The 23,261-nt window shown below is 74.5% G+C and carries 21 protein-coding genes; 9 read left to right on the forward strand and 12 right to left on the reverse strand.

The features are described 5' to 3' along the window. Window positions 1–215: 215 nt before the first annotated feature. The 3 genes from ACU610_RS13505 (at window position 216) to ACU610_RS13515 (ending at window position 3,188) form a co-directional block, all read left to right on the forward strand. Window positions 216–1,208 carry a Gfo/Idh/MocA family protein gene (locus ACU610_RS13505; RefSeq protein WP_446768227.1) on the forward strand — a complete coding sequence of 331 codons (993 nt, stop codon included), beginning with the start codon at window positions 216–218 and terminating at the stop codon, window positions 1,206–1,208. Further along, window positions 1,205–2,314 (forward strand): glycosyltransferase family 4 protein, encoded by a 1,110-nt coding sequence (locus ACU610_RS13510; protein WP_446768228.1) that lies wholly within the window; start codon window positions 1,205–1,207, stop codon window positions 2,312–2,314. The genes ACU610_RS13505 and ACU610_RS13510 overlap by 4 nt, the downstream gene beginning before the upstream one ends. Window positions 2,315–2,411: 97 nt before the next feature. Next, window positions 2,412–3,188: a glycerophosphodiester phosphodiesterase gene (locus tag ACU610_RS13515; protein ID WP_446768229.1), complete on the forward strand. Its 777-nt coding sequence runs from the start codon at window positions 2,412–2,414 to the stop codon at window positions 3,186–3,188. A gap of 70 nt (window positions 3,189–3,258) precedes the next feature. On the opposite strand, the gene ACU610_RS13520 is transcribed toward ACU610_RS13515, so the two are convergent. Beyond that, a complete protein-coding gene (locus tag ACU610_RS13520; RefSeq protein WP_446768230.1) occupies window positions 3,259–4,017 on the reverse strand; it encodes a DNA alkylation repair protein in 759 nt (252 codons plus the stop codon). A 524-nt stretch (window positions 4,018–4,541) separates the two neighbouring features. Between ACU610_RS13520 and ACU610_RS13525 the strand changes: the two genes are divergently transcribed. Then, window positions 4,542–5,267 (forward strand): cupin domain-containing protein, encoded by a 726-nt coding sequence (locus ACU610_RS13525; RefSeq protein ID WP_446768231.1) that lies wholly within the window; start codon window positions 4,542–4,544, stop codon window positions 5,265–5,267. 141 nt (window positions 5,268–5,408) lie between these two features. On the opposite strand, the gene ACU610_RS13530 is transcribed toward ACU610_RS13525, so the two are convergent. The 4 genes from ACU610_RS13530 to ACU610_RS13545 all read right to left on the reverse strand — a co-directional run bounded on the left by ACU610_RS13530 (window position 5,409) and on the right by ACU610_RS13545 (window position 10,807). Next, a complete protein-coding gene (locus tag ACU610_RS13530; protein ID WP_446768232.1) occupies window positions 5,409–8,267 on the reverse strand; it encodes a vitamin B12-dependent ribonucleotide reductase in 2,859 nt (952 codons plus the stop codon). Window positions 8,268–8,367: 100 nt separating this feature from the next. After that, entirely contained in the window at window positions 8,368–8,916 is a 549-nt protein-coding gene (gene nrdR / locus ACU610_RS13535; protein ID WP_446768233.1) for a transcriptional regulator NrdR, read from the reverse strand. Between the two features lie 449 nt (window positions 8,917–9,365). Beyond that, the gene (locus ACU610_RS13540; RefSeq protein WP_446768234.1) at window positions 9,366–10,013 is read right to left on the reverse strand and encodes a hypothetical protein; all 648 of its coding nucleotides are present in this window, start codon (window positions 10,011–10,013) and stop codon (window positions 9,366–9,368) included. Window positions 10,014–10,141: 128 nt separating this feature from the next. After that, the gene (locus ACU610_RS13545; protein WP_446768235.1) at window positions 10,142–10,807 is read right to left on the reverse strand and encodes a LysM peptidoglycan-binding domain-containing protein; all 666 of its coding nucleotides are present in this window, start codon (window positions 10,805–10,807) and stop codon (window positions 10,142–10,144) included. A 395-nt stretch (window positions 10,808–11,202) separates the two neighbouring features. On the opposite strand from ACU610_RS13545, the gene lexA reads away from it, so the two are divergent. Then, window positions 11,203–11,901, forward strand: a complete 699-nt coding sequence (gene lexA / locus ACU610_RS13550) for a transcriptional repressor LexA (RefSeq protein WP_446768236.1) — start codon at window positions 11,203–11,205, stop codon at window positions 11,899–11,901. Window positions 11,902–12,019: 118 nt separating this feature from the next. On the opposite strand, the gene ACU610_RS13555 is transcribed toward lexA, so the two are convergent. Genes ACU610_RS13555 through hflX form a run of 3 tightly spaced genes read right to left on the reverse strand, consistent with a single transcriptional unit; the run spans window position 12,020 to window position 15,320 of the window. Next, window positions 12,020–13,075, reverse strand: coding sequence for a hypothetical protein (locus ACU610_RS13555; RefSeq protein ID WP_446768237.1), 1,056 nt, complete (start codon window positions 13,073–13,075; stop codon window positions 12,020–12,022). After that, window positions 13,047–13,772, reverse strand: coding sequence for a phosphatase PAP2 family protein (locus ACU610_RS13560; RefSeq protein ID WP_446768238.1), 726 nt, complete (start codon window positions 13,770–13,772; stop codon window positions 13,047–13,049). Before ACU610_RS13560 ends, ACU610_RS13555 begins: the two co-directional genes overlap by 29 nt. Window positions 13,773–13,829: 57 nt before the next feature. Next, window positions 13,830–15,320: a GTPase HflX gene (hflX, locus tag ACU610_RS13565; RefSeq protein ID WP_446768239.1), complete on the reverse strand. Its 1,491-nt coding sequence runs from the start codon at window positions 15,318–15,320 to the stop codon at window positions 13,830–13,832. A 154-nt stretch (window positions 15,321–15,474) separates the two neighbouring features. On the opposite strand from hflX, the gene ACU610_RS13570 reads away from it, so the two are divergent. Beyond that, window positions 15,475–15,684 carry a hypothetical protein gene (locus tag ACU610_RS13570; protein WP_446768240.1) on the forward strand — a complete coding sequence of 70 codons (210 nt, stop codon included), beginning with the start codon at window positions 15,475–15,477 and terminating at the stop codon, window positions 15,682–15,684. 166 nt (window positions 15,685–15,850) lie between these two features. Here ACU610_RS13570 and dapF read toward each other — a convergent pair whose 3' ends face one another. From dapF to ACU610_RS13585, 3 genes are read right to left on the reverse strand one after another with little or no spacing between them, the layout of a single operon-like run. Then, window positions 15,851–16,720, reverse strand: a complete 870-nt coding sequence (dapF, locus tag ACU610_RS13575; protein ID WP_446768241.1) for a diaminopimelate epimerase — start codon at window positions 16,718–16,720, stop codon at window positions 15,851–15,853. After that, a complete protein-coding gene (miaA, locus tag ACU610_RS13580; protein ID WP_446768242.1) occupies window positions 16,717–17,640 on the reverse strand; it encodes a tRNA (adenosine(37)-N6)-dimethylallyltransferase MiaA in 924 nt (307 codons plus the stop codon). Before miaA ends, dapF begins: the two co-directional genes overlap by 4 nt. Beyond that, window positions 17,637–18,350, reverse strand: a complete 714-nt coding sequence (locus ACU610_RS13585) for a hypothetical protein (protein WP_446768243.1) — start codon at window positions 18,348–18,350, stop codon at window positions 17,637–17,639. The genes miaA and ACU610_RS13585 overlap by 4 nt, the downstream gene beginning before the upstream one ends. A gap of 40 nt (window positions 18,351–18,390) precedes the next feature. Between ACU610_RS13585 and ACU610_RS13590 the strand changes: the two genes are divergently transcribed. Continuing rightward, window positions 18,391–19,827 carry a DUF349 domain-containing protein gene (locus tag ACU610_RS13590; RefSeq protein WP_446768244.1) on the forward strand — a complete coding sequence of 479 codons (1,437 nt, stop codon included), beginning with the start codon at window positions 18,391–18,393 and terminating at the stop codon, window positions 19,825–19,827. Window positions 19,828–19,891: 64 nt separating this feature from the next. Here ACU610_RS13590 and miaB read toward each other — a convergent pair whose 3' ends face one another. Beyond that, complete coding sequence (miaB, locus tag ACU610_RS13595; RefSeq protein WP_446768245.1) at window positions 19,892–21,397, reverse strand: tRNA (N6-isopentenyl adenosine(37)-C2)-methylthiotransferase MiaB; 1,506 nt, start codon at window positions 21,395–21,397, stop codon at window positions 19,892–19,894. 122 nt (window positions 21,398–21,519) lie between these two features. On the opposite strand from miaB, the gene ACU610_RS13600 reads away from it, so the two are divergent. Together ACU610_RS13600 and ACU610_RS13605 are read left to right on the forward strand one after the other, a co-directional pair. After that, the gene (locus ACU610_RS13600) at window positions 21,520–22,275 is read left to right on the forward strand and encodes an amino acid ABC transporter ATP-binding protein (RefSeq protein ID WP_446768246.1); all 756 of its coding nucleotides are present in this window, start codon (window positions 21,520–21,522) and stop codon (window positions 22,273–22,275) included. A 22-nt stretch (window positions 22,276–22,297) separates the two neighbouring features. Further along, a complete protein-coding gene (locus ACU610_RS13605) occupies window positions 22,298–23,188 on the forward strand; it encodes a transporter substrate-binding domain-containing protein (protein ID WP_446768247.1) in 891 nt (296 codons plus the stop codon). The last annotated feature ends 73 nt before the right edge of the window (window positions 23,189–23,261 follow it).

A 23,261-nucleotide genomic window follows, 5' to 3' on the forward strand; every position in this document is an offset into this window, starting at 1 on the left:
CGTCGCGCACCGGGCGCGACGTCCCGAACCGGCCCGAGGCGCCGCCGTCCGGGCAGGTCCGGGAGCGGACACCGGCTCCTGTCGACGTGGTAGGCAGCCTCCGGCCTGTCCGCGGTGAGCCCACTCCGTCCGGAAGCAGGTGACGTGCCGATGCGCGACGTCCGACTCGTGTCCATCCCTGCCGCGGACTGCGGCACGACCCGTCCTGCCGCCCGGTGACCGCGGTGGCGGCGCGGACGCGCATCGGCGTCCTCGGGGCCGGCGTCATCGCTCGCCGGCACGTGCGCACCCTCGCCCGGTTCGACGACGTGCAGGTCACGGCCGTCGCCGACGTGCAGACCGAGCGCGCCGCCGTCCTGGCGGGGACCGTCGGCGCGACGCCGTACCCCGACCTGGCCGCGATGCTCGACGGCGAGCAGGTGGACGCCGTGTACCTGTGCGTTCCGCCGTTCGCCCACGGCGAGCCGGAGCTCGCGGTGCTGGCGCGCGGGCTGCCCTTCTTCGTCGAGAAGCCGCTGGCTGCCGACGCGGTGACCGCCACCCGGATCGCCGCCGCCGTCCGGGAGCAGGGGGTGGTCACCGGCGTCGGCTACCACTGGCGGTGGCTGGACACCGTCGAGCGCATCCCCGACCTGCTGGCCGACCGGCCCGCCCGTCTGGTGCTGGGCACCTGGCTGGACGCCACCCCGCCGGTGCCGTGGTGGCAGCGGCGGGAGCTCTCCGGGGGCCAGCTCGTCGAGCAGGCCACCCACCTCGTCGACGCGGCCCGGCTCCTGGTCGGCGAGGTCGACGAGGTCGTCGCCCTGGGCAGCCGGACCCCCCGCGCGGCACACCCCGACTGCGACGTCGACGACGTCTCCACGGCGTCGGTGCGCTTCGCCGGCGGCGCGGTCGGCACGTTCGCCGCCACCTGCCTGCTCACCGGGCCGCACGCGATCGGACTGTCGCTGTACGCCGACGGGCTGGCGCTGGAGCTCACCGAGAAGACGCTCACGGTCGTCGACGGCGGGCAGCGGCAGGTCGTCGAGGCACAGGGCGACCCGTTCGAACGGGAGGACCGCGCGTTCGTCGACGCCGTCCAGGGCCGGGAGGACCGCACCCGCGCCGACTACGCCGAGGCGCTGCGCACCCACCTGGTGACGACGACGGCGGTCCGCTCCGCCCGCGAACGGGTGCCGCTGCGGGTGCCGCGCGAGGGGGTCCGGTGAGGCCCCGGCGGCTGCTCTGGGTCTTCGCCTGGCTCGTCGTCGGCGGCGAGGAGACCGAGGTACGGCTGCTGGCCCAGCACCTGCGCCCGGACTGGACGGTCGACGTCGTGGTGTGCTCGCGCAGGCCGGGCATGCCCGAGCAGACCCACCGCCAACTGGCCGAGCTCGGCGTCCCGGTCGACACCACGCCGTGCGGGCTGCCCGACGAGGAGATCGTCGACCACCTGACCCGGATCGTCCCGCGCTTCGACGTCGTCGTCGCCAGCCAGGCGGTGCCGTACCTCCGGCCGGCGCTGCAGCGGCTCGCCGTCCGCCCGCCGCTGGTCGAGCACGGCGGGCTGGTGTCGGAGGCCCGCAGCGGCGTCAAGGACCTCACCGACCGCTACGTCGGCGTCTGCGCCACCATCCGGGACGCCGCCGCCGAGGCGATGCCCGGCCGCGAGCACCACGCCCTGGAGATCCCCTCGCTGGTCGACCTCGCCGAGTTCGACCCGCGGCAGCGGGCCGGCGTGCGCCGCGAGTGGGAGGTGGCCGACGACGTCCCCGTGGTCGGCTGGGTGGGGCGGCTGGACCGCAAGAAGCGGGTCGAGGACGTGCTCGCGGCCGCGGCGCTGCTCGCGGAGGACCACCCCGAGGTCCGCTGGGTGCTGGTCGGCGGGCCGAACTTCGCCTACCGCGAGTACGAGGTCGAGCTGCACCGGCACGCCACCGCTCTGGGGCTGGACGGCGTCGTCCGCTGGCTGGGCGACCGGCCCGACGTCCCGCGGCTGCTCGCCGGCCTCGACGCCGTCGTCTGGCTGTCCGAGGGCGAGGGGATGCCGCACGTCCTGGCCGAGGCCGGCGCCGCCTGCCTGCCGGTCCTGGCCACCCCCGACAACGGCGCCGCCGAGCAGGTCGTCGACGGCCGAAGCGGGCTGTTCGTGCCGCACCGCGACCCGGCGGCGGCCGCCGCGGCACTGGGCCGGCTGGTCCGCGACCCGGGCCTGCGCGCCCGGCTCGGCCGTCAGTTGCACGCCGACGTGGTGGCCCGCTACAGCGTCCCGGCGGTGCTGCCGCAGTGGCGGGCACTGCTCGACGAGCTGACCGTCGTCGACTCGCCGTCGTGACCGGCACCGCAGAGGTCGTCGTGGAGTTCCCGCGCGGGCCACGCGGGGCTCGTGTCGCCGTCACCGGGGGGTCGTGCGGCACCGACAGCGTGCGGCCATGCGCGTCATCGGCCACCGCGGCACGCCCATCCACCCCACCTACCCCGAGAACACGGTCGCCGCCGTCCGCACCGCCCTCCGAGCGGGTGCCGACGGCGTCGAGGTCGACGTCCGGGCCACCGAGGACGACGCCCTCGTCCTCTCGCACGACGGTGACCTCGGGCGGGTCCTCGGCACCGGCGGGGGAACCGGGCCCGTGATCGCGGGGACGCCGCTGGCGGAGCTCCGCTCCGTCGACCTGCCCGGCGGCACCGGAGTCCCGACCCTCACCGAGGTGCTCGACCTCGCCGCCGTCACGGGGGCGTACGTGGTGACCGAGGTCAAGCCGGAGGCCGGCGGCCCCGACGCGCGGCGCACGGCCCGGTTGCTCGTCGCGCTGCTCGAGGACCGGCGCCGGCGGCGGCCCGGCGCAGACCGGGTCACGACGACGTCGTTCGACCTGGCCACCGCGGCGTCGCTCGCCCGGTGCGGCACCGTCTCGGGAGCGTTGATCGTGGCACCCGAGGTCGATCCGGACCGCGCGGCACTGCGTGCCCGGGCGCACGGGCTGACCGACGTTCACCTGCACGTCACCCACGTGCGGGACGACCCCTCCGTGGTGGACCGGGTGCACGCCCTCGGCCTCCTGGTCGCCGTGGGGATCGTGGACGACCCGGACGAGGCCGAGGGGATGGCCGCCCTGGGCGTGGACCTGCTCTGCACCGACGACCCGGTCGGCCTGGGGTTCGCCCGGGCGGGCTCGACCTCGGCCGACGCCGCGGTCGTCGCCGGCTGACCCGGGACACTCCCGTCCGCCTCCGGCCCGACCCGGCCGCCCGGCCCAGCGGCCGGGTCGGGCCGGGCGGTCAGATCCGCCCGGAGAGGTAGTCACGGCGCCGCTCCGCGGGCAGCCGTTCGATCGCGTACCGGAGCATCGTGCGCGGCATCCGTCGGTAGCGCGGCGCGAGGAAGGTCTCCGCCCGGACCCGGTCCCGGTTCGCGACCTCCCGCAGCATCCACCCCACGGCCTTCTGCACCAGGTCCGCGGGGTCGGTGAGCAGCCGGTCGGCCAGCCGCAGGGCCGCCTCGGGGCGACCCGCCCGGACGCCGGCGAACGTGGCCATCACCGCGATCCGGCGCTCCCACACCGACGCCGACGCGGCCAGCTCGTCGAGCAGGGCCCAGTCGTCGGCCCGGTCGCGGGCGAGCAACCAGGGGCCGAGCAGGTACGGCGCCGAGGCGTCCACGAGGTCCCAGTTGTCCACCCGGTCACGCCGGACGAGGTAGAGCGCCACGATCCGGTCGCGCTCCTCCTCGGCCGCCCTCTCGAAGCGGCACACGAGGACGAACAGCGCGGTGAGCCGCTCCTCGTGCCACGGGCTCCCCAGCAGCTCCTCGACGTCGTCCAGCGGCGTGGCCGCAGCGTGACGACGAGCGATCCGCCGCAGCGGCGGCACCGCGATCCCCAGGAACCGGTCGCCCTCCCCGTAACCGCCCGGCCGCGCCTGGAAGTAGCACGCCATCCCGGCGGCCCGCTCCGGGTCGGCCAGCTCGGCCAGCTCGGTGCGGATCGCCGCGGCGGACCCGACGTCAGTCCGGGCGTGTCCAGGCAGCCTGTCGATCACGGCGCCTCCGGGGTGTCAGCACGGGGACTCACCACGAACGGATGGTCTCCTGGGTCCCTCCTCGGAGAAGCATGGAGAGCTGCGCGGGGCGGGCCCGAGGCTCACCTCGGTTCCCGTCAGGCCGCGCGGGTCGTCCACGGAGCGATCGTCGGGCTCCCGTTGCTCGTGGTGCTCGAGGCCCATCCACCGACAGCGGGGGCCAGCAGCCTGGCCCCACGGCTGCGCCGAGCAGGGGGACGAAGACGATCAGGCCGAAGAGCAGGCCCCACCTCGTGCGGCCACGGAGTGCGCGGGGCCCCTCAGCTCGAGGCCGGCGAGGGGGACGTCGCTGCCGTCGACGCCGCGCAGCTCCGCTGACCCATCCCCTCGCCGCGGCGCTCGTCGTGACGGTGGCCCCACGCCCCGGTCCAGCGTTCGGAGAACCGCTGTGGAGACCGCGACGACCGTGCCACCATCTCCGGCGTTGCCTCGCCACCGGACGTGAGGGCGGGCACGGATGCGCAGGGCTCCCGGAGGAGGAGTTCATGCCGGAGCACGAGAGCACCCACAGCGCCCCTCCCGATCGAGCGGAGACCGAACGCCACGACCCGCTCGGCACCTCCGCCGCCTCCCGGCGTGGGCAGGTGTTCACCAATCCCGTCACCGGCGAGCGAGCCGTGCTGCTCACGGATCCGGAGACACATCCGGACCGGGCGCTCGTCTCGCACCTGTTCGTCAGGCCGGGAGGCCGGGTGGCCGCGCCGCACGTCCACCCGGGAGCGACCGAGCGCTTCCACGTGCTGGCCGGTCGAGTCGGCTTCCAGCTGGGCGGCAAGCAGAGCGAGCTCGGCGCCGGCCAGTCCTGCGAGGTCCCGCCGGGCACCACGCACGACTGGTGGCAGATCGGGGCCGAGGAGGCGCAGATCCTCGTGGAGGTGACCCCTGGCGAACGCTTCACACGGGTCGTCGCCACGACCTTCGGCCTCGCCGCGGATGGCCACGTCGACGCCCGCGGCCTACCGCACCTGCTGCAGGCCGCGGTCACGCTCACGGCCTACCGCGACACCCTCGTCTTCACCGCGCCACCGCCCCTGGTGCAACGCATCCTGTTCGGCGGACTGGCACCGCTGGGGCGGCTCCTGGGCAAGCAGCCGGTCTACCCGGAGTACCTGTTCAGCAGGACGGTGGTCGAGCCGGAGCCGGGTGCTCTCGCCCTGCTCGACGAACGGGGCCGGTTGCGGCGCGGAGCAGCGATCGAGGGCTCCGCCTGAGCAGCTGTCCCCACTCGACACGCCACCGGCCCGGTCCTCGGAGGACCGGGCCGGTGACGACCTCAGCGGTCAGGAGTGTCCCGCCGTCCGGATCCGGGACATCGCGGTCCGGTTCGGCGGGACATCCCCTGGCCGTTCACCTCAGCTGCAGCCGCTGGTGGAGCCGCAGCCCTCGCAGACGTAGCAGCTGCCGGCCGGGCGCATCTTCGTGCCGCAGGTCATGCACAGCGGCGCGTCGGTGGCGGTGCCGGTGACCAGCTCGAGCAGCTCGGCCGAGGAGTGGGCCTCCTTGACCGGCTCGACCTTGGCCTCGGGCTTGCGCTCGTCGGTCGGCGCCGAGCCGCGCAGCGCCTCGAGGTCGACCTCCTCCTCCTCGACCACCGCGGGGGTCGACGCGGAGACGTCGTAGCCGGAGACCTGAGCCGCCCGCTCCTCGGCGGTGAAGATGCCGAGGGTGGCCCGCTTCTCGACCGGCAGGTGGTCGAGCGCCAGGCGACGGAAGATGTAGTCCATCACCGACTGGGCGATCCGGATGTCCGGGTCGTCGGTCATGCCGGCCGGCTCGAACCGCATGTTGGTGAACTTCTGGATGTAGGTCTCCAGCGGCACACCGTGCTGCAGCGCGATCGACAGCGAGATCGAGAAGGCGTCCATGACACCGGCCAGGGTCGAGCCCTGCTTGCCGAGCTTGAGGAACACCTCGCCGAGGCTGCCGTCCTCGTACATCCCGGCGGTCATGTAGCCCTCGGCGCCCGCGACGCTGAAGGACGTCGTCATGCTCTGCCGCTTCTTCGGCAGCCGGCGGCGCACCGGGTGCGACGTCGCGGCGACCGGCGCGGCCTCCGCCTCGACCTTGGTGTCGGCCTTCTTCGCCTTGGCGTCGGACAGCGGCTGGCCGACCTTGCAGTTGTCGCGGTAGATGGCCAGCGCCTTGAGGCCGAGCTTCCAGCCCTGGAAGTAGATGTTCTCGACGTCCTCGACGGTCGCCGTCTCCGGCATGTTGACCGTCTTGCTGATGGCGCCGGAGATGAACGGCTGGACCGCGGCCATCATCCGGACGTGGCCCATCGGGGAGATGGCCCGCTCGCCCATCGCGCAGTCGAACACCTCGTAGTGCTCCGGGCGCAGGCTCGGGGCGTCGACGACGTGGCCGTGCTCGGCGATGTACTCGACGATCGCCTCGATCTGCTCGTCCTGGTAGCCCAGGCTGCGCAGCGCCCGCGGGACCGTCTGGTTGACGATCTGCATGGAGCCGCCGCCGACCAGCTTCTTGTACTTGACCAGCGAGAAGTCCGGCTCGATCCCGGTCGTGTCGCAGTCCATCATGAAGCCGATCGTGCCGGTGGGGGCCAGCACCGAGGCCTGCGCGTTGCGCCAGCCGAAGTCGGCGCCGATCTCCAGACACGCCTGCCACTCGGCGGTCGCGGCCTTGAGCACGTCGGCGTCGTCGGCGCCGACCGGGCGGATCGCGTCGTTGGCCGCGGCGTGCTTGCGCATGACCCGGGCGTGGGCGTCGGCGTTGCGGGCGAAGCCCTCGTAGGCGCCGACGATGCCGGCCAGCTCCGCCGAGCGGCGGTAGGCGGTGCCGGTCATCAGCGAGGTGATCGCCGCGGCCAGGGTCTGGCCGCCGCGCGAGTCGTACGCGTGGCCGGTGGCCATGAGCAGCGCGCCGAGGTTGGCGTAGCCGATGCCCAGCTGCCGGTAGGCGCGGGTGGTCTCACCGATCGGCTCGGTCGGGAAGTCGGCGAAGCAGATCGAGATGTCCATCGCGGTGATGACCAGCTCGACGGCCTTGACGAAGTTCCGGGTGTCGAACGTGCCGTCGTCCTTGAGGAACTTCATGAGGTTCAGCGACGCCAGGTTGCACGAGCTGTTGTCCAGGCTCATGTACTCCGAGCAGGGGTTGGACGCGTTGATCCGCCCGGTCTCGGGGTTGGTGTGCCAGTCGTTGATCGTGTCGTCGTACTGGATGCCCGGGTCGGCGCACTCCCAGGCGGCCTGGGTGACCTTGCGGAACAGGTCCTTGGCGTCGACGGTCTCGATCACCGAGCCGTCGAGGCGGGCGCGCAGCCCGAAGCCCGTGCCGTCCTCGACCGCGCGCATGAACTCGTCGGAGACCCGGACGGAGTTGTTGGCGTTCTGGTACTGGACGCTGGTGATGTCCTTGCCGCCGAGGTCCATGTCGTACCCGGCGTCCCGCAGCGCACGGATCTTGTCCTCCTCGCGCGCCTTGGTCTCGATGAACTCCTCGACGTCGGGGTGGTCGATGTCGAGGACGACCATCTTGGCCGCGCGGCGGGTGGCCCCACCGGACTTGATGGTGCCGGCGGAGGCGTCGGCGCCGCGCATGAAGCTGACCGGGCCCGAGGCGGTGCCGCCGGAGGAGAGCAGCTCCTTGGAGGAGCGGATGCGGGAGAGGTTCAGGCCGGCACCGGAGCCGCCCTTGAAGATCAGCCCCTCCTCCCGGTACCAGTTGAGGATCGAGTCCATCGTGTCGTCGACGGCGAGGATGAAGCAGGCGCTGACCTGCTGCGGCGCGCTGGTGCCGACGTTGAACCACACGGGGCTGTTGAAGCTGAAGTACTGGTGCAGCAGCATCCAGGTCAGCTCGTGCTCGAAGATCTCGGCGTCGCCCTCGCTGGCGAAGTAGCCGTGCTCCCGGCCGGCCTGGCCGTAGGTCAGCACCACCCGGTCGATGAGCTGACGCAGACTCGTCTCGCGCTGCGGGGTGCCCACGGCGCCGCGGAAGTACTTCGTGGTGACGATGTTGGTGGCGTTGATGCTCCACTCGGCGGGGAACTCCACGCCGCGCTGCTCGAAGTTGATCGAGCCGTCCCGCCAGTTGGTCATGACGACGTCACGACGCTCCCAGGTCACCTCGTCGTACGGGTGCACCCCGGCGGTGGTGAAGACACGCTTGACCTTCAGGCCCTTCCCCCTGGTCGGCGCCTTGGCGGCGCGACGCGTACGGCCCGACAAGCGATCCTCGGTCTCGGTCACGGAGCTCTCCCTGCGTTGTGGGCGTCTCGGCGGCTGGGGAAGAGAGCCGCCTTCTTCCTAGTGGGTGGTGCTGACAGTTCTGGTCAGACGGCGGTGGTCGTCATCGACCGGAGCTGCCGTCGGAGGCGGCCTGGCTCCGCCCCCCACCCCGCCGGCGGACCGGCGGGTCCTGCATGCCAGGCAGTGGCGGGGTGCCGGCGGCGACGTGCCGGGCCCGCAGCTCGGTGATCTCCTTCTCGAAGTCCTCGAGCGAGGTGAAGGCGCGGTAGACGCTGGCGAAGCGCAGGTACGCGACCTCGTCCAGTTCCCGGAGCGGCCGGAGGATGGCCAGCCCCACCTCGTGGCTGGGGACCTCCGCCGCGCCGGTGGCCCGGATGGCGTCCTCGACCTGCTGGGCGAGCTGCTGCAGCTGGTCCTCGTCGACCGGCCGCCCCTGGCAGGCCCGGCGGACGCCGGCCACCACCTTGCTGCGGTTGAACGGCTCGCTCACGCCGCTGCGCTTGACGACCGCGAGGACGGCCTCCTCCACCGTGGTGAAGCGCCGCCCGCACGCGGGGCACGACCGGCGGCGACGGGTGGTGGCGCCCTCGTCGGCCTCGCGCGAGTCGATGACGCGGCTGTCGGGGTTGTGGCAGAAGGGGCAGCGCACGGCCGATCCCCTCCCCTCGTGACGTGCCCCGGCGCAGGGTCCGCCCGGGCGCCGCGGGGGCCGCCGGAGCGGTCGGTGCGGTGGAGCCGGGAGACCGCCTGTGGAGCTCCCTGGGGACATCCGGTGGACGCCGTGGGGAGGACCTGAGGATCGGCCTGTGGACGGCCTTACAACGGTGCAACTACTAGATGTAGGGGAACCCTAGGTCCGGCCCCACTAGATCTGCAAGCCGAACACCAGGCGCGTCGTCCGTCGAGATGACTTCCTGACCACCCGCGCGCACCCGTCACACGCGCCCCGGGACACGCCGGGGAACGCGCTGCAGCGCTCGCGCGAGACGCCGGTCGGGTGTGGGGAACGACCGACCCGAGCCCCCTCGGAGGAACCGCGGGCCGGGCGTGCGGCGCCGGGCGCAGAGGTGCCGTGCGGGGTGCGGAGAGGCACCTGCCTCAGGCGCGGACGGCCTCGCCGGGCCGCACGAGACGGGGGCTGGACACACGGTCGCCGAGCCGCAGGGGGCGGGTCAGGCAGTCGGCCTCGGCCGCGCGTGGCATGAGCACCGTCGCGTCACCCGGCGCCGGGCCCGAAGCCTGCTCCGGCTGTTCCGGCTGCTCCGACGCGTCCGCCGCCCGGTGACGCCCGACCCGGTGCCGGCCGGCAGCCACACCCGCGGGGACGGCGGGTTGCTCGGCGGTCACGTCGCCACCGTGACGGCGGCGGCAGGCGGGCGGAGCCGACACAGGGAGGACGCCCGCCACCCGCTGCTCACGGGCGGCGGCCTCGCTCAGCGACAGCAGCGGGACGGCCGAGGCGCCCGGCAGCAGCTCCTCACCGAGGTTCACGAAGGGGTTGATCCCGCCGTCCGGTACCAGCACCTGCGCCGGGCGGGTCTCCGACAGGCGCACCCCGGCCAGGTCGGTCCAGGTGTCACGGTCGACGCCGGCGACGGCCACACGCACCCACACCTGGCACGCACCCTGACCGTCGTGCCGCCAGCCCAGCAGCGACCCCGGCCACCAGGCGCCTTCGACGAACACCTCGCAGCGCTGCGACTGCTGCGTGAAGACGGCGGCCCGGTTGCCTGAGATCGCTGACACGGAGCTGACGGTAAGTCGCCTTTCAGCGACAGAGCGTCAGCGACTCGGCTCGACGGATTGACGAACATCGCCGCCGGCTCTTGTCGCTCCTCGACCGCCCCCTCGAGTGACCGGTGACCGTGCGCCGCTCAGGGGAGCTCGAGGACCTGGCCGGGGACCAGGGCGGAACCCTCCAGGTCGTTGAGCTCCTCGATGGCGTCGACCACCGTGCGCACGTCCTGGTCGGCCCCGGCGAGCTCCCCGGCGATCGACCACACCGTGTCGCCGGGCTCCACCACCACACTCCGCTCCCCGGCCAACTGCAGCCCACCGCCGTCCGCGCCCCGCACGAGCGGGGCGACGACCGAGCCGAGTGCGACGGCACCACCGAGGGCCAGGACGAGCGCCAGTCGGCGCCCCCGGCGGGTCAGGCGCAGCCGCGGGCCGGCAGCGCGCCCGGGGACGGCGCGACCGCCGCGCACCGCGCCGGCCGGCACTGGGCGGAACACGGCGGGACGGGCACCCGAGGAGGTCGACTCCCGGCGGGCCGGAGCCCGGCCCGCACCCCGGGCCGGAGGAGCCGGGTCCGCGGGCCGCGGCTCCGGACCCGCGGGGCGGTCGGGCACCGGCCGCAGGTGACCGGCGACCCGAGGACCGGTGCCGGCCAGACTCGTCACAACAGGCGTCCGCGAGGAGCGCCCGGGCACAGCCCCCGGCCGGCCCGCGAGACCGCCGTCCAGCGCCCCGAGCAACGGCCGCCAGGGGACCTGGACCGCCGCGTCGAACTCCAGCACGGCCTGCCGCACGCTCGCCATGACCTCTCCTCTCCGTCGACCGGACACCGATCGAACGCACGTTCGATCGAACGTCTGTGCGGTGTCTACCGCATCCCGGTGACGTGGTCGACCCGACACCGCACACGCGCGCTTCGAACACACGTTTGAAGTAACGACGCCGAAGCGCTACGGTCCGGAGCAGCACCCGTCCGCCGTCGCCGCGAGGTCGCCGGCGGGGCCGGGGCCGACAGCGCTCCGAGCTGGCGGAGCCGGCCCGGACCGGCTCCCCGGGCGGGCGCAGGACGACAGGGCCGTGGCGACACGGCCGGCGAGGAGGAGACGTGGCGGGCACGAGCGGGACGTCGGGCAGCGGTGTCCGGGGCGGAGGCGGCTCGTCGCGGCGCGCGTCCGGGAGCCGGACCGCAGCACCGCAGGTGGCCGAGACGGCCTCGGTGCGCCCCTTCCCCGACCGGGGGGAGAGCGGCGACGGGCTCACCCAGCGACAGCGGCGGGTCCTCGAGGTGATCCGCGACTCGATCGAGCGGCGCGGCTACCCGCCCTCGGTGCGGGAGATCGGCGAGGCCGTGGGGCTGTCGTCGGCCTCGTCGGTGGCCCACCAGCTCAGCGTGCTGCAGAAGAAGGGCTGGCTGCGCCGCGACCCCAACCGCCCGCGGGCCCTCGACGTCCGCCTGCCCGGCGACACCCCCGGCGCGCCCGCGCCCACGGTCGTGGCCCCCGCCGCTGCCGAGGACACGCCCGCCCCCACCTACGTCCCGCTCGTCGGCCGGATCGCCGCCGGTGGGCCCGTGCTGGCGGAGCAGGCGGTCGAGGACGTCTTCCCACTCCCCCGCGAACTGGTCGGCGAGGGCACGCTCTTCATGCTCAAGGTCACCGGTGACTCGATGGTCGAGGCGGCCATCTGCGACGGTGACTGGGTCGTCGTGCGCCAGCAGCCGACCGCGGAGAACGGCGAGATCGTCGCTGCCATGATCGACGGCGAGGCGACGGTGAAGACCTACAAGCGGCGCGACGGGCACGTGTGGCTGCTGCCGCACAACCCCGCGTACGAGCCCATCCCCGGCGACGACGCCACCGTGCTCGGCCGCGTCGTCACGGTGCTCCGCCGGGTCTGACCCCGTCCCGCCGGCGCCGCGACCACCGCGCCGGCGGCCGGGCGTACCACCGTGCCCGTCGGGCGCCGACCGGCGGGCACGCGGGCGCGGGCGGAGCGCCCGAGCACGGAGCGAGGTCTCAGTCGCGCCGGCGCACGAGCTTGCCCCCGAGCCAGACGAGCACGCCGGCCACGACGGCGGCAGCGACCGCCGCCGCCACCGGAGGTGGTCCGCCGTCGCCGGACAGCAGGCCGGCGACCGTGCCCTCCGCGGGCGCCGCCTCCGACGAGCGCGCCGCCGGGGCCGGCAGCGGCACCACCGTGACGTCGCTGGGGAGTCCCTCCCCCGCGACGACGAGCGCCGAGGAGTCCCCGGTGAAGCTGATCGCCTCGCCCTGGGCCGCCTCGGGCAGGGCGACCCGGCGCGGCTCCCCCGCCAGCGCACCGGCCACGTCCGAGCCGGTCAGCTGCCAGACGTAGGCGTCGGTGTAGGTGCGCAGCGCGATCCAGCGCTCGTCGGGCGAGACGGCGCCGCCGGTGACCATGAGCTGACCGGCGCGGCCGACCGGGCCGCCCGGCGTCCCGGTCAGCACGAACTCCACCCCACCGACCTCGGTGAGGCCGACGGTGCCTTCCTCGACGAGCGCCGACACCGGGCGGAACACCTCGCTGGCGCCCAGCACCTCCTTGGTCACCAGGTACGGCGTCCCGTCGGGGGCCAGCAGCAACGCCTCGACGTCCCGCGGGCCCTCGGGGTACGCCAGCCGGTAGACCGAGCTGCTGCCGTCGGCGTGCAGGGCCAGCAGGGCGACCGTCGGCCGGGTGCTGGTGTTGTCGCCGGTGTCGGCGAGCCAGACGGTCCCGTCGACGGCCAGCGCCATGTCCTCGGGGTCATAGGGGTCCACCGCCGCGGAGTGCACGGTGACCACCGCACAGGTCCCGTCGAGCACGTAGACGTCGAGCGAGTCGCCGCCGTCGTTGTGCACCAGCATCCGGTCGCCCACCTCGACCAACCCCGAGACCTCGGGCAGCCGGGGGTCGGTGAGCTGGCAGCGCGTCGCGGGTGTGGCCGGGTCGGCCGGCGCGGCGGACGCGGGCAGGGCGGGGCCGAGGGCGAGCGTCAGCGCGAGACCGGTCCCGGCCGCCAGACGTCGCCTCCTGGCCCCGCTACGCGGACGACCGGCCAGCTCGGGCACTGACCCAGCGTGACACCAGGACCGTGTCGAGCAGGTGAACCACGCCCAACAGCAGGATGCCGACCGCCGCCCCGACCACGGCATCGGTGACCCAGTGGAAGTCCAGGGACACCATGGCCACGCCGGTGGCCACCGGGCCGACGACGCTGAGCACCCGGGCGGTCTGCTGCACCCACCCGGCGAGCCGGTACTGCACCACCTGCCACCGGGCCACCCCCCACATGAGCACGGCGTTGGCGACGTGCCCGGAGGGGTAGGAGGCGCCGTCCCGGTGGAAGAACGACCCGGGGTAGGCCGGCGCCGTCCGGCCGGTCCCGAACTTGAACGAGTAGACGACGACGGTGAGCAGACCCAGCGCCAGCAGCACCCGCAGCAGCGGGACGACGGTGCGGAACCGCCACGCGAGGTAGCCGACCAGCCCGGCCAGGACGATGAGGATGAAGCCGCGCCCACCGAGCTGGGTCACCGCCCACACCGGCCAGTAGGCGGCCGAGCCCTGCAGGTCCCAGCCGCTGACCACCTCGGAGACCCGCAGGTCCATCCGCTCGAGCACGCCGCGGCTGAGCAGGTCGACGGTGACCACCACGGTCACCACCAGGGCAGCGCCCAGGAGCCACCGCGGCGGGCGGCCGACGCGGACGTCGGCGACGTCCGGCGGGGAGGCCCCGGGACGCCGCCGCACCGCGCCGCTGGTCACGCCGGCCACGGTACCGGGCCGTGACCTGACCGTGACCTCGCTCGGCCGGAGGAGGTGTCAGGCGACCGGCGCCGCGAACCCCTCGAGTGCGGCGGCCAGGCCGCCGTCCACCCGGGCGGTGAGCCGGGTGCCCCCGGCCTCGTGGGTCTCGTTGAGCACCTCGCCGTCCCGGTGCACCCGGGCGACCAGGTCGCCGCGGTCGTAGGGCACCAGCACGTCGACCTCGACGTCGGGGTGCGGCAGGCGGGCGGCCACGATCTCGCGCAGCTGCTCGATGCCGGCGCCCGTGCGGGCCGAGACCCACACCGCGCCGGGCAGGGTCCGGCGCAGGGTGAGGACGTCGTCCTCGCTCATCGCGTCCACCTTGTTGACGACGATGAGCTCCGGAACGGCCGCGGCGTCGATCTCACCGAGCACCACGCGCACCGCCTCGATCTGCCCCAGGGGGTCGGGGTCGGAGCCGTCGACGACGTGCAGGAGCAGGTCGGCGGCGGCCACCTCCTCCAGCGTCGAGCGGAACGCGTCGACCAGCTGGTGCGGCAGGTGCCGCACGAAGCCGACGGTGTCGGTGAGCGTGTACTCGCGGCCGTCGGGGCCCTGTGCCCGGCGCACCGTCGGGTCCAGGGTGGCGAACAGCGCGTTCTCCACCAGCACGCCGGCACCGGTCAGCCGGTTGAGCAGGCTGGACTTGCCGGCGTTGGTGTACCCGGCGATCGCCACGCTCGGCACGGCGTTGCGCCCGCGGGCCGAGCGCTGGGTCGCCCGGGCGGTCGCCATGCCGGCGATCTCCCGGCGCAGTTTGCTGACCCGCGCGCGGATCCGCCGCCGGTCGGTCTCGATCTTGGTCTCACCGGGGCCGCGGGTACCGATACCGCCACCGCCGGCGACGCGGCCACCGGCCTGCCGGGACAGCGACTCACCCCAGCCGCGCAGCCGCGGCAGCATGTACTGCATCTGGGCCAGCTCGACCTGCGCCTTGCCCTCCCGGCTGGAGGCGTGCTGGGCGAAGATGTCGAGGATCAGCGCGGTCCGGTCGACGACCTTGACCTTGAGGATCTTCTCCAGCGCGTTGAGCTGGCCCGGGGTCAGCTCACCGTCGCAGATCACGGTGTCGGCGCCGGCGGCCGCGACGATGTCACGGATCTCGGTGGCCTTGCCCGACCCAACGTAGGTGCCGGCGTCGGGCTTGTCGCGCCGCTGGCTCACCGCCTCCAGGACCTGCGAGCCCGCGGTCTCGGCCAGCGCGGCCAGCTCGGCCAGCGAGCGGTCGGCGTCGGCCTGGGTGCCCTCGGTCCAGACCCCGACCAGCACGACGCGCTCGAGGCGCAGCCGGCGGTACTCGACCTCGGTGATGTCCGCGAGCTCGGTGGACAGGCCGGCGACGCGGCGCAGCGCACCGCGGGCCTCGAGCGCGTAGGAGCCGGTCGTGTCGTCCGGCTCGTCCCATCCCGCGTCGGGACGGGCTGCCTCCTCGGCGGGCGCGGGCGCGGCCCGCAGGGCGCGCTCCTCGGTCTGGGCGAACACGGCGCGGTCCTGTGCTGTCGTCATCGTCTCCAGCGTGGCAGACCCCAGCACCTGGGGCACGTGAGTTGTCATCGACCGGAACAACACCGCGGCCGCGGCGGACCATCCCGGCACGCGTGTCCGGGTTCCCACCGGGTACGGCGGGGGGGCGACGACCGACACTCCGAGGAGGCTCGACATGAGCGAGACGGGCAGCAGCGCCGCTGGGACGAACGAGGAGCTCGACGATCCGGGCCGTGACCCCAAGGGCCTCAACCCGCCGCGCAACCCGCTCGGCGGGGGGCCCGACCAGGACAGCGGTCGCGGGCGGCCCTCCGGCAGTCCGGGGACGGCCGGCGAGTCGATGATGCCCGACAGCCCCGAGGGCACCGAGACGCCGAAGAGCTGAGCGAGGGCCCCGTCCTCCCCGTGGAAGGACCCCTGCCGCCCGCCACTCGCAGGCTCGCGGCGGGACCCTGCAGGAGCGCCGCCGGACGGGGCCGGCGGGACCCACCAGGGGGCCGGCGGTGCCCGGGACGGGGCCGCGGCGAGCCTCCGGACGGGCCGAGGGCGGGTCAGCCCCCGAGCCACTCGCGGGTGAGCTCGCCGGTCGCCACCACGACTGCGGGGCCGGACAGCACCGTCGTCCGCTCGTCGACGGTCACGCCCAGCCGGCCGCCGGGGACGTCGACGGTGACCGTGCCGGTCGCCGCGCCGGCAGCCTCCAGGGCCGCCCAGGCCGCGGCGCAGGCGCCCGTGCCGCACGAGCGGGTCTCCCCCACGCCCCGCTCGGACACCCGCAGCCGCACGTGCCGGCCCGCCTCGACGACGGTGACGAACTCGACGTTCACGCCGTCCGGGAACAGCTGCGCGTCGACCGCCGGCGCCGTCGTGAGGTCGAGGGTGTCGACGTCGACGTCGGTGAGGCAGGCCAGGTGCGGGTTGCCCATCGAGACCGCGCGGCCGGGGAACACCACGCCCCCGAGCTCGGCGGTGCCGACGCCGAACGGCCGGGCCGGCCCCATGTCCACCCAGTAGCCGCCGTCGGCCGCGGCCCCCACCCGGCGCGGGCCGCCACGGGTGCCGACCCAGATGCCGTCGGCGCAGACGTCCCGCTCGACCAGGCCCTCGGTGACGAGCACGTGCAGGAACAGCCGGATGCCGTTGCCGCACATCTCCGCGGTGGAGCCGTCGGCGTTGCGGTGGTCCATGAACCACTCGCACCGCCCGAGCGCCTCGCCGAGGACGGCAGGGGCGTCGGGCACGTGCACGCTGCGCACGACGCGCAGCACGCCGTCCCCTCCGAGACCGGCGCGGCGCTCGCACAGCCGCCGCACCATCGCCGCGTCCAGCCGGTCCTCCGGCCAGCCGGTGCCGTCGGGGTCGGGCAGGACGACGAAGTCGTTCTCCGTGCCGTGGCCGATCAACACCCGGTGCGCACTCACCGGCCCAGAGTACGAGCGGTGATCACCCCGAGGGCGGCCTCCACCAGGTCGGGCCGGGCGGCGTCGAGCCAGCTGGTCGCCGGGTCGCGTCGGAACCACGAGCGCTGCCGGCGCACGAAGCGGCGGGTGGTCGAGACCGTGCGCACGCGGGCCTCGTCGGGGGTGAGGACGCCGTCGAGCTGGGCCAGCACCTGGGCGTAGCCCAGCGCCCGGGACGCCGTCGGCCCCTCGCGCAGCCCGTCGGCGGCCAGCGCCTCCACCTCCGCGACGAAGCCGGCCGCCCACATCCGGTCGACCCTCAGCGCGATCCGCTCGTCGAGCTCGGCCGGCTCGCGGTCCAGTCCGACGACGACCGCCGGGTAGTGCGGCCGCGGCTCGGGCAGCGTCGCGCGGAACGGCCCGCCGGTGATCTCGACGACCTCGAGCGCCCGTACGATCCGCCGTCCGTTGCTGGGCAGCACCGCCGCGGCGGCGTGGGTGTCGACCGCCGCGAGGCGGGCGTGCAGCGCCGCCGGGCCGGCCTCGGCCAGCTCCGCTTCGAGCCGGGCCCGGACCGCGGGATCGGTGCCGGGGAAGTCCAGCTCGTCGAGGACGGCGCGCACGTAGAGCCCGGAGCCGCCCACCAGCAGCGGCACCGCCCCGGCCGCCCGCAGCCGGTCCACCTCGGCGCGGGCCAGCCGCCGGTACTCGGCCACCGACGCCGCCTGCCGCACGTGCCACAGGTCGAGCAGGTGGTGCGGCACGCCGTCGCGCTCGGCGGCGTCGGGCTTGGCGGTGCCGATGTCCATGCCGCGGTAGAGCTGCATCGAGTCGGCGTTGACCACCTCGCCGCCCAGCCGGTGCGCCAGCGCGACCCCGAGGGCGGTCTTGCCGGTGGCGGTGGGGCCCACCAGCGCGACCACCGGCGGGAGAGTGGTCACCGCACGCTCCAGTCGGCCACCAGGTAGGCGACGCCGAAGGGCGCCTCGTGCGCGTGCAGCCGGCCGCTCACCTCGCGGCCGGCCAGCGCGGCGCCGACCGCCCGCCAGGTCGGCACGCCGGCGGCGAGCAGCCGGGCGCCCTCAGCGGGATCGAGCACGGCCAGGGTGTCCGGGTCCCCGGCGGCCAGTGCGGCGGCGACGGCGTCGTCGAACGGCTGCGCCGTCGGGTCGAGGTGGCCGGGCGCCTTGAGCGAGCGCCGCGCCGAGCCGTCCCCCACCGCCAGGACGGCGACCGGCCCGGGCAGGTCCCCGAGGACGTCGGCGAGGTCGGCCGGTCCGACGCCGAGGCGGTGGCCGGCGTACCCGGCCTCGTGCAGCAGCCAGGCGCCGATCGTGTGCGCCAGCGGGGTGCGGCGACCGCCCGGGCGCGCCCGGCCGGCGAAGGGGACGTCGAGGTCGACGCCGTAGCCGCGCAGGTCCCCGCCGTCGCCGGCGCCGAAGCGCCCGCAGCCGTCCTCGCCGCCGACGACCACGACGACCTCCGGGCGCGTGGCCAGCGCCGTATCCACCGCGGCCGCGCAGGCCGCCCGCAGGACGGCGGTGTCCGCCGCGGCCCGCCCGGCCACGGCGGGCACCAGCAGCGGCGGGCACGGGCAGAAGGCGACGGCCTGCGGTGCCGCGTGCGACCGTGCGGCCGGGACTGAGCTCACCGGAGCAGTGTCCCGGATGCGTCGTGGGACACTCCGGGACGTGTCGAGCACGGAGAACGCCGGAACCCCCGCGCAGCAGCTGCCCGAGTCGTCGACGGCCGGATCCGAGGCGGTCACCCCCGAGGCGGGGACGACGGCGGCGCCCACGCCTGGCGACGCCGCTCTCGCCGACCCGGCCGCGGAGTCCGCCGCACCGGAGGCCCCTGCCGCCGAGACCCCCCCAGCACAGCCCGCCGTCCCCCCGCCGCCCGCGGCCGCCGCCGCGTCCGACCCCGCGCAGTGGGGTCGCGTGGACGAGGACGGGACGGTCTACGTCCGCACCGCCGAGGGCGAGCGCGCCGTCGGCTCGTGGCAGGCCGGCGACCCCGCGGCGGGGCTGGCCCACTACGCCCGCCGCTACGACGACCTCGCCACGGAGGTGTCGCTGCTCGAGGCGCGGCTGCGGGCGCACACCGGCAACCCCGGCGAGATCAAGACCAAGGCGCTGGCGCTGGCCGAGTCGATCCCCACCGCCGCCGCCGTCGGGGACCTCGACGGGCTGGCCGCCCGCGCCCGCGCCATGGTGGAGACCGCCGACTCCGCGGCCGCCGAGTCCCGGGCGGAGAAGGCCGCCGCCCGGGCCGCGCAGATCGCCCGCAAGGAGGCGCTGGCCGCCGAGGCCGAGCAGATCGCCGCGGAGTCCACCTCGTGGAAGGCCGCCGGTGACCGGCTCAAGGCCATCGTCGAGGAGTGGAAGACCATCCGCGGCATCGACCGCAAGACCGACGAGGCGCTGTGGAGCCGGTTCGCCGCCGCCCGTGACGCCTTCGGGCGCCGCCGGGGGGCGCACTTCGCCGCCCTCGACGCGCAGCGCGGTGAGGCCCGTGCGGCCAAGCAGGAGCTGATCGCGGAGGCGCAGCGGCTCTCGACGTCCACCGACTGGGGTGCGACGAGTGCCGCGATGCGCAGCCTGATGGACCGCTGGAAGGCCGTCCCGCGCACCGGCCGCGACGGCGACGACGACCTGTGGAAGCAGTTCCGCGCCGCGCAGGACGTCTTCTTCACCGCCCGCGCCGAGTCGGACAAGGCCCGCAACGCCGAGCAGCTGGCCAACCAGCAGGCCAAGGAGGAGATCCTCGCCGAGGCCGAGAAGCTCGACCCGTCCACCGACCTGCGCAACGCGCAGAACGTCCTGCGCAAGCTGCAGGAGCGCTACGACGCCATCGGCCACGTGCCGCGCGGCGCGATGCGCCAGCTGGAGGACCGGATGCAGGCCGTCGAGCAGCGCATCCGCGGCGCCGTGGACTCCTCCCGCTCGCGGGTGGCACCGGAGAACCCGATGGTCGCCTCGATGCGGCAGGCGGTGACCAAGGCCGAGGAGCAGCTGGCCAAGGCCGAGGCCGCCGGCGACGCCAAGCGCATCGAACAGGCCCGCGCCGACCTGGCCACCCGTCGGGAGTGGCTGGCCGAGGCGGAGAGGTCGGCCTCCCGCCGCTGAAAGGACCCCCTCCTGCCCACCCCTCGCAAGCTCGGGGCGGTGCCCTGGAGGGGCCGCGGCGGGCTTAGCAGCCTCCGGCGGGGGCCAGCGGGGCCGGGACGCCCACCTTCGGCATCCCGAGCAGCACGCCCGGGGTGCTCGGGCGGGTGCCCGCCTCGTGCGCGTCGCCGGCACGGGTGCGACGGTGCGACAGCAGCGGCCCGTCGGCGACCAGGTGGTGGGGCGCGGCCTGGGTCACCACGGTGTCGACCACGTCGCCAGGACGCACGTGGACCGGCCCGCCGCCGTCCGCCGCCGTGAAGTGCACCAGCCGGCCGTCGCGGGCGCGGCCGGACAGTCGGCCGGTGCGGGCGTCCTTGCTGCCCTCCCCCGAAGCGACCAGCAGCTCGACGGTCCGCCCCACCTGGGCGCGGTTCTCCGCCCAGCTGATCTCGTCCTGCAACGCGGTCAGCCGGAGGTAGCGCTCCTGGACGACCTCCTTGGGCAGCTGCTCGGCCATCTCGGCGGCCGGCGTCCCCGGGCGCTTGGAGTACTGGAAGGTGAAGGCGCTGGCGAGGCGTGCCCGGCGGACCACCTCGAGGGTCTGCTCGAAGTCGGCCTCGGTCTCGCCGGGGAAGCCGACGATGATGTCGGTGGTGATCGCCGCGTCGGGCATGGCGGCGCGCACCCGGTCGATGATCCCGAGGTAGCGCTCCTGCCGGTAGCCGCGGCGCATGCGGCGCAGCACGTCGTCCGACCCGCTCTGCAGCGGCATGTGCAGCTGGTGGCAGACCGCCGGCGTCTCGGCCATCGCGTCGATCACGTCGTCGGTGAACTCCCGCGGGTGCGGGCTGGTGAACCGCACCCGCTCCAGGCCCTCGATCCGGCCGGTGGCGCGCAGCAGGTCGGCGAAGGCACCTCGGTCCCGGAACTCCACCCCGTACGCGTTGACGTTCTGACCGAGCAGGGTCACCTCGAGCACGCCCTGGTCGACGAGCGCCTGCACCTCGGCCAGGATCTCGCCGGGACGGCGGTCCTTCTCCCGGCCGCGCAGCGCCGGGACGATGCAGAACGTGCACGTGTTGTTGCACCCGACGCTGATCGACACCCAGCCGGAGTAGGCGGAGTCCCGCTTGGCCGGCAGCGTCGACGGGAAGACCTCGAGGGCCTCGGCGATCTCGACCTGCGCCTCGGCGTTGTGCCGCGCGCGCTCCAGCAGCGCCGGCAGCGAGCCGACGTTGTGCGTGCCGAAGACGACGTCCACCCACGGCGCGCGCCGCACGATCTCGCCGCGGTCCTTCTGCGCCAGGCAACCCCCGACCGCGATCTGCATGCCGGGGTGGGCGTCCTTGACCGGGCGGAGGTGGCCGAGGTTGCCGTAGAGCCGGTTGTCGGCGTTCTCCCGCACCGCGCAGGTGTTGAGGACGACGACGTCGGCGTCGGTCCCCTCGGGAGCGGCCGTGTAGCCGGCGGCCTCCAGCAGCCCCGAGAGGCGCTCGGAGTCGTGCACGTTCATCTGGCAGCCGTAGGTGCGGACCCGGTAGGTCCGCCCGGGGGCGGGCGGGTCGGCGTGGCTCAGCTCGCTGGTCATGACGCGTCGAGGGTACGGCGGGTGCGGCGTCCTCCTGCCGGGCTCCGCCCCCTGCGGCTTCGTTACGGCTTCGTGATCAGCGGGTGCGTCCGTCGTCGTCGGCCGCCTCTAGGGTCTCCCGGGTGACCAGCCGTACCGCCGGAGAGCCTCTCGTCCGCCTGTCCGGGGTCGACAAGTGGTTCGGCCAACTGCACGTCCTGCAGGACATCGACCTGTCGATCGACCGCGGCGAGGTGGTCGTCGTCATCGGTCCGTCCGGCTCCGGCAAGTCGACCCTGTGCCGGACGATCAACCGGCTCGAGCCCATCGACTCCGGCGAGATCAGCATCGACGGCCAGCGGCTGCCCGAGGAGGGCAAGCAGCTGGCCCGGCTGCGCGCCGACGTCGGGATGGTCTTCCAGAGCTTCAACCTCTTCGCGCACAAGACCGTGCTGGAGAACGTCACCCTCGGCCCGGTCAAGGTCCGCAAGCAGCCGAGAGCGGACGCCGAGCGGCGCGCCCGCGAGCTGCTCGACCGGGTCGGCGTCGGCAGCCAGGCCGACAAGTACCCGGCCCAGCTGTCCGGAGGTCAGCAGCAGCGCGTGGCGATCGCACGGGCGCTGGCGATGGACCCGAAGGTCATGCTCTTCGACGAGCCGACCTCCGCGCTCGACCCCGAGATGATCAACGAGGTCCTCGACGTCATGACCTCGCTGGCCCGCGACGGGATGACGATGGTCGTCGTCACCCACGAGATGGGCTTCGCCCGCCGGGCGGCCAACCGGGTCGTGTTCATGGACGGCGGCCGGATCGTCGAGTCCGCCACCCCCGAGACCTTCTTCACCAACCCGCAGTCGGACCGGGCCAGGGACTTCCTCGCGAAGATCCTCACCCACTGAGCCCGGTAGAGAGGAAACGCACATGCGCATCACCCGCTACGCCGCCACCCTGGGGGCCCTCGGCCTCGTGCTCGCCGGCTGTTCCAGCGAGGCCGGCCAGCAGGCCGAGGAGGCGACCTCGAACGCCCCCGAGGTCGCCCAGGACGTCGAGTTCCCCGCCGGGAGCACGATGGCCCGGCTCGCCGAGGCCGGGACCATGACCATCGGCACCAAGTTCGACCAGCCCGGCTTCGGCCTGGCCAACCCGCAGGGCGTGCCCGAGGGCTTCGACGTCGAGGTCGCCAAGATCGTCGCCGGCGGGCTGGGCATCGCCCCTGAGGACATCCAGTGGAAGGAGACGGTGTCGGCCAACCGGGAGTCGTTCATCCAGAACGGCGACGTCGACATCGTCGTGGCCACCTACACGATCAACGACGCCCGCAAGCAGCTCATCGACTTCGCGGGGCCCTACTACGTGGCCGGCCAGGACATCATGGTCGCCACCGGCAACCCGCTGGGCATCGAGGGTCCCGACGACCTCGCCGGCAAGCGGGTCTGCTCGGTCGAGGGCTCGACCCCGGCGCAGAACATCCGGGACAACTACCCGGAGGCGCAGCTGACGCTCTTCGACGTGTACTCCAAGTGCGCCGATGCGCTGCGCAACGGCCAGGTCGACGCGGTGACCACCGACAACGTCATCCTCACCGGCCTCGTGCAGGGCGGCCAGGGCGCGTTCGAGCTGGTGGGCAACCCCTTCACCGAGGAGCCCTACGGCATCGGCCTGAAGAAGGGCGACGACGACTTCCGCGGCTTCATCAACGACACCCTCGAGCAGTCCTTCGAGGACGGCAGCTGGGCCGCGGCCTGGGACCGCACCGCGGGCGCCATCACCGGCGAGCCGGCTCCCGAGCCCCCGACGATCGACCGCTACTGACCGAGCGGATCCCTGACGCCGCCGGGCGGGACCTCCCGCCCGGCGGCGCTTCGCCGTCCCGACCCGGAGAGGA

The sequence above is a fragment of the Geodermatophilus sp. URMC 61 genome (genome assembly GCF_052931555.1).

Excerpts from the sequence above, each read along its gene's own strand:
- ACU610_RS13515 (WP_446768229.1), top strand. The coding sequence starts at position 2,412 with ATGCGCGTCATCGGCCACCGCGGCACGCCCATCCACCCCACCTACCCC.
- ACU610_RS13525 (WP_446768231.1), top strand. The coding sequence starts at position 4,542 with ATGCCGGAGCACGAGAGCACCCACAGCGCCCCTCCCGATCGAGCGGAG.
- ACU610_RS13545 (WP_446768235.1), bottom strand. The coding sequence starts at position 10,807 with ATGGCGAGCGTGCGGCAGGCCGTGCTGGAGTTCGACGCGGCGGTCCAG.
- hflX (WP_446768239.1), bottom strand. The coding sequence starts at position 15,320 with ATGACGACAGCACAGGACCGCGCCGTGTTCGCCCAGACCGAGGAGCGC.
- ACU610_RS13570 (WP_446768240.1), top strand. The coding sequence starts at position 15,475 with ATGAGCGAGACGGGCAGCAGCGCCGCTGGGACGAACGAGGAGCTCGAC.
- miaB (WP_446768245.1), bottom strand. The coding sequence starts at position 21,397 with ATGACCAGCGAGCTGAGCCACGCCGACCCGCCCGCCCCCGGGCGGACC.
- ACU610_RS13605 (WP_446768247.1), top strand. The coding sequence starts at position 22,298 with ATGCGCATCACCCGCTACGCCGCCACCCTGGGGGCCCTCGGCCTCGTG.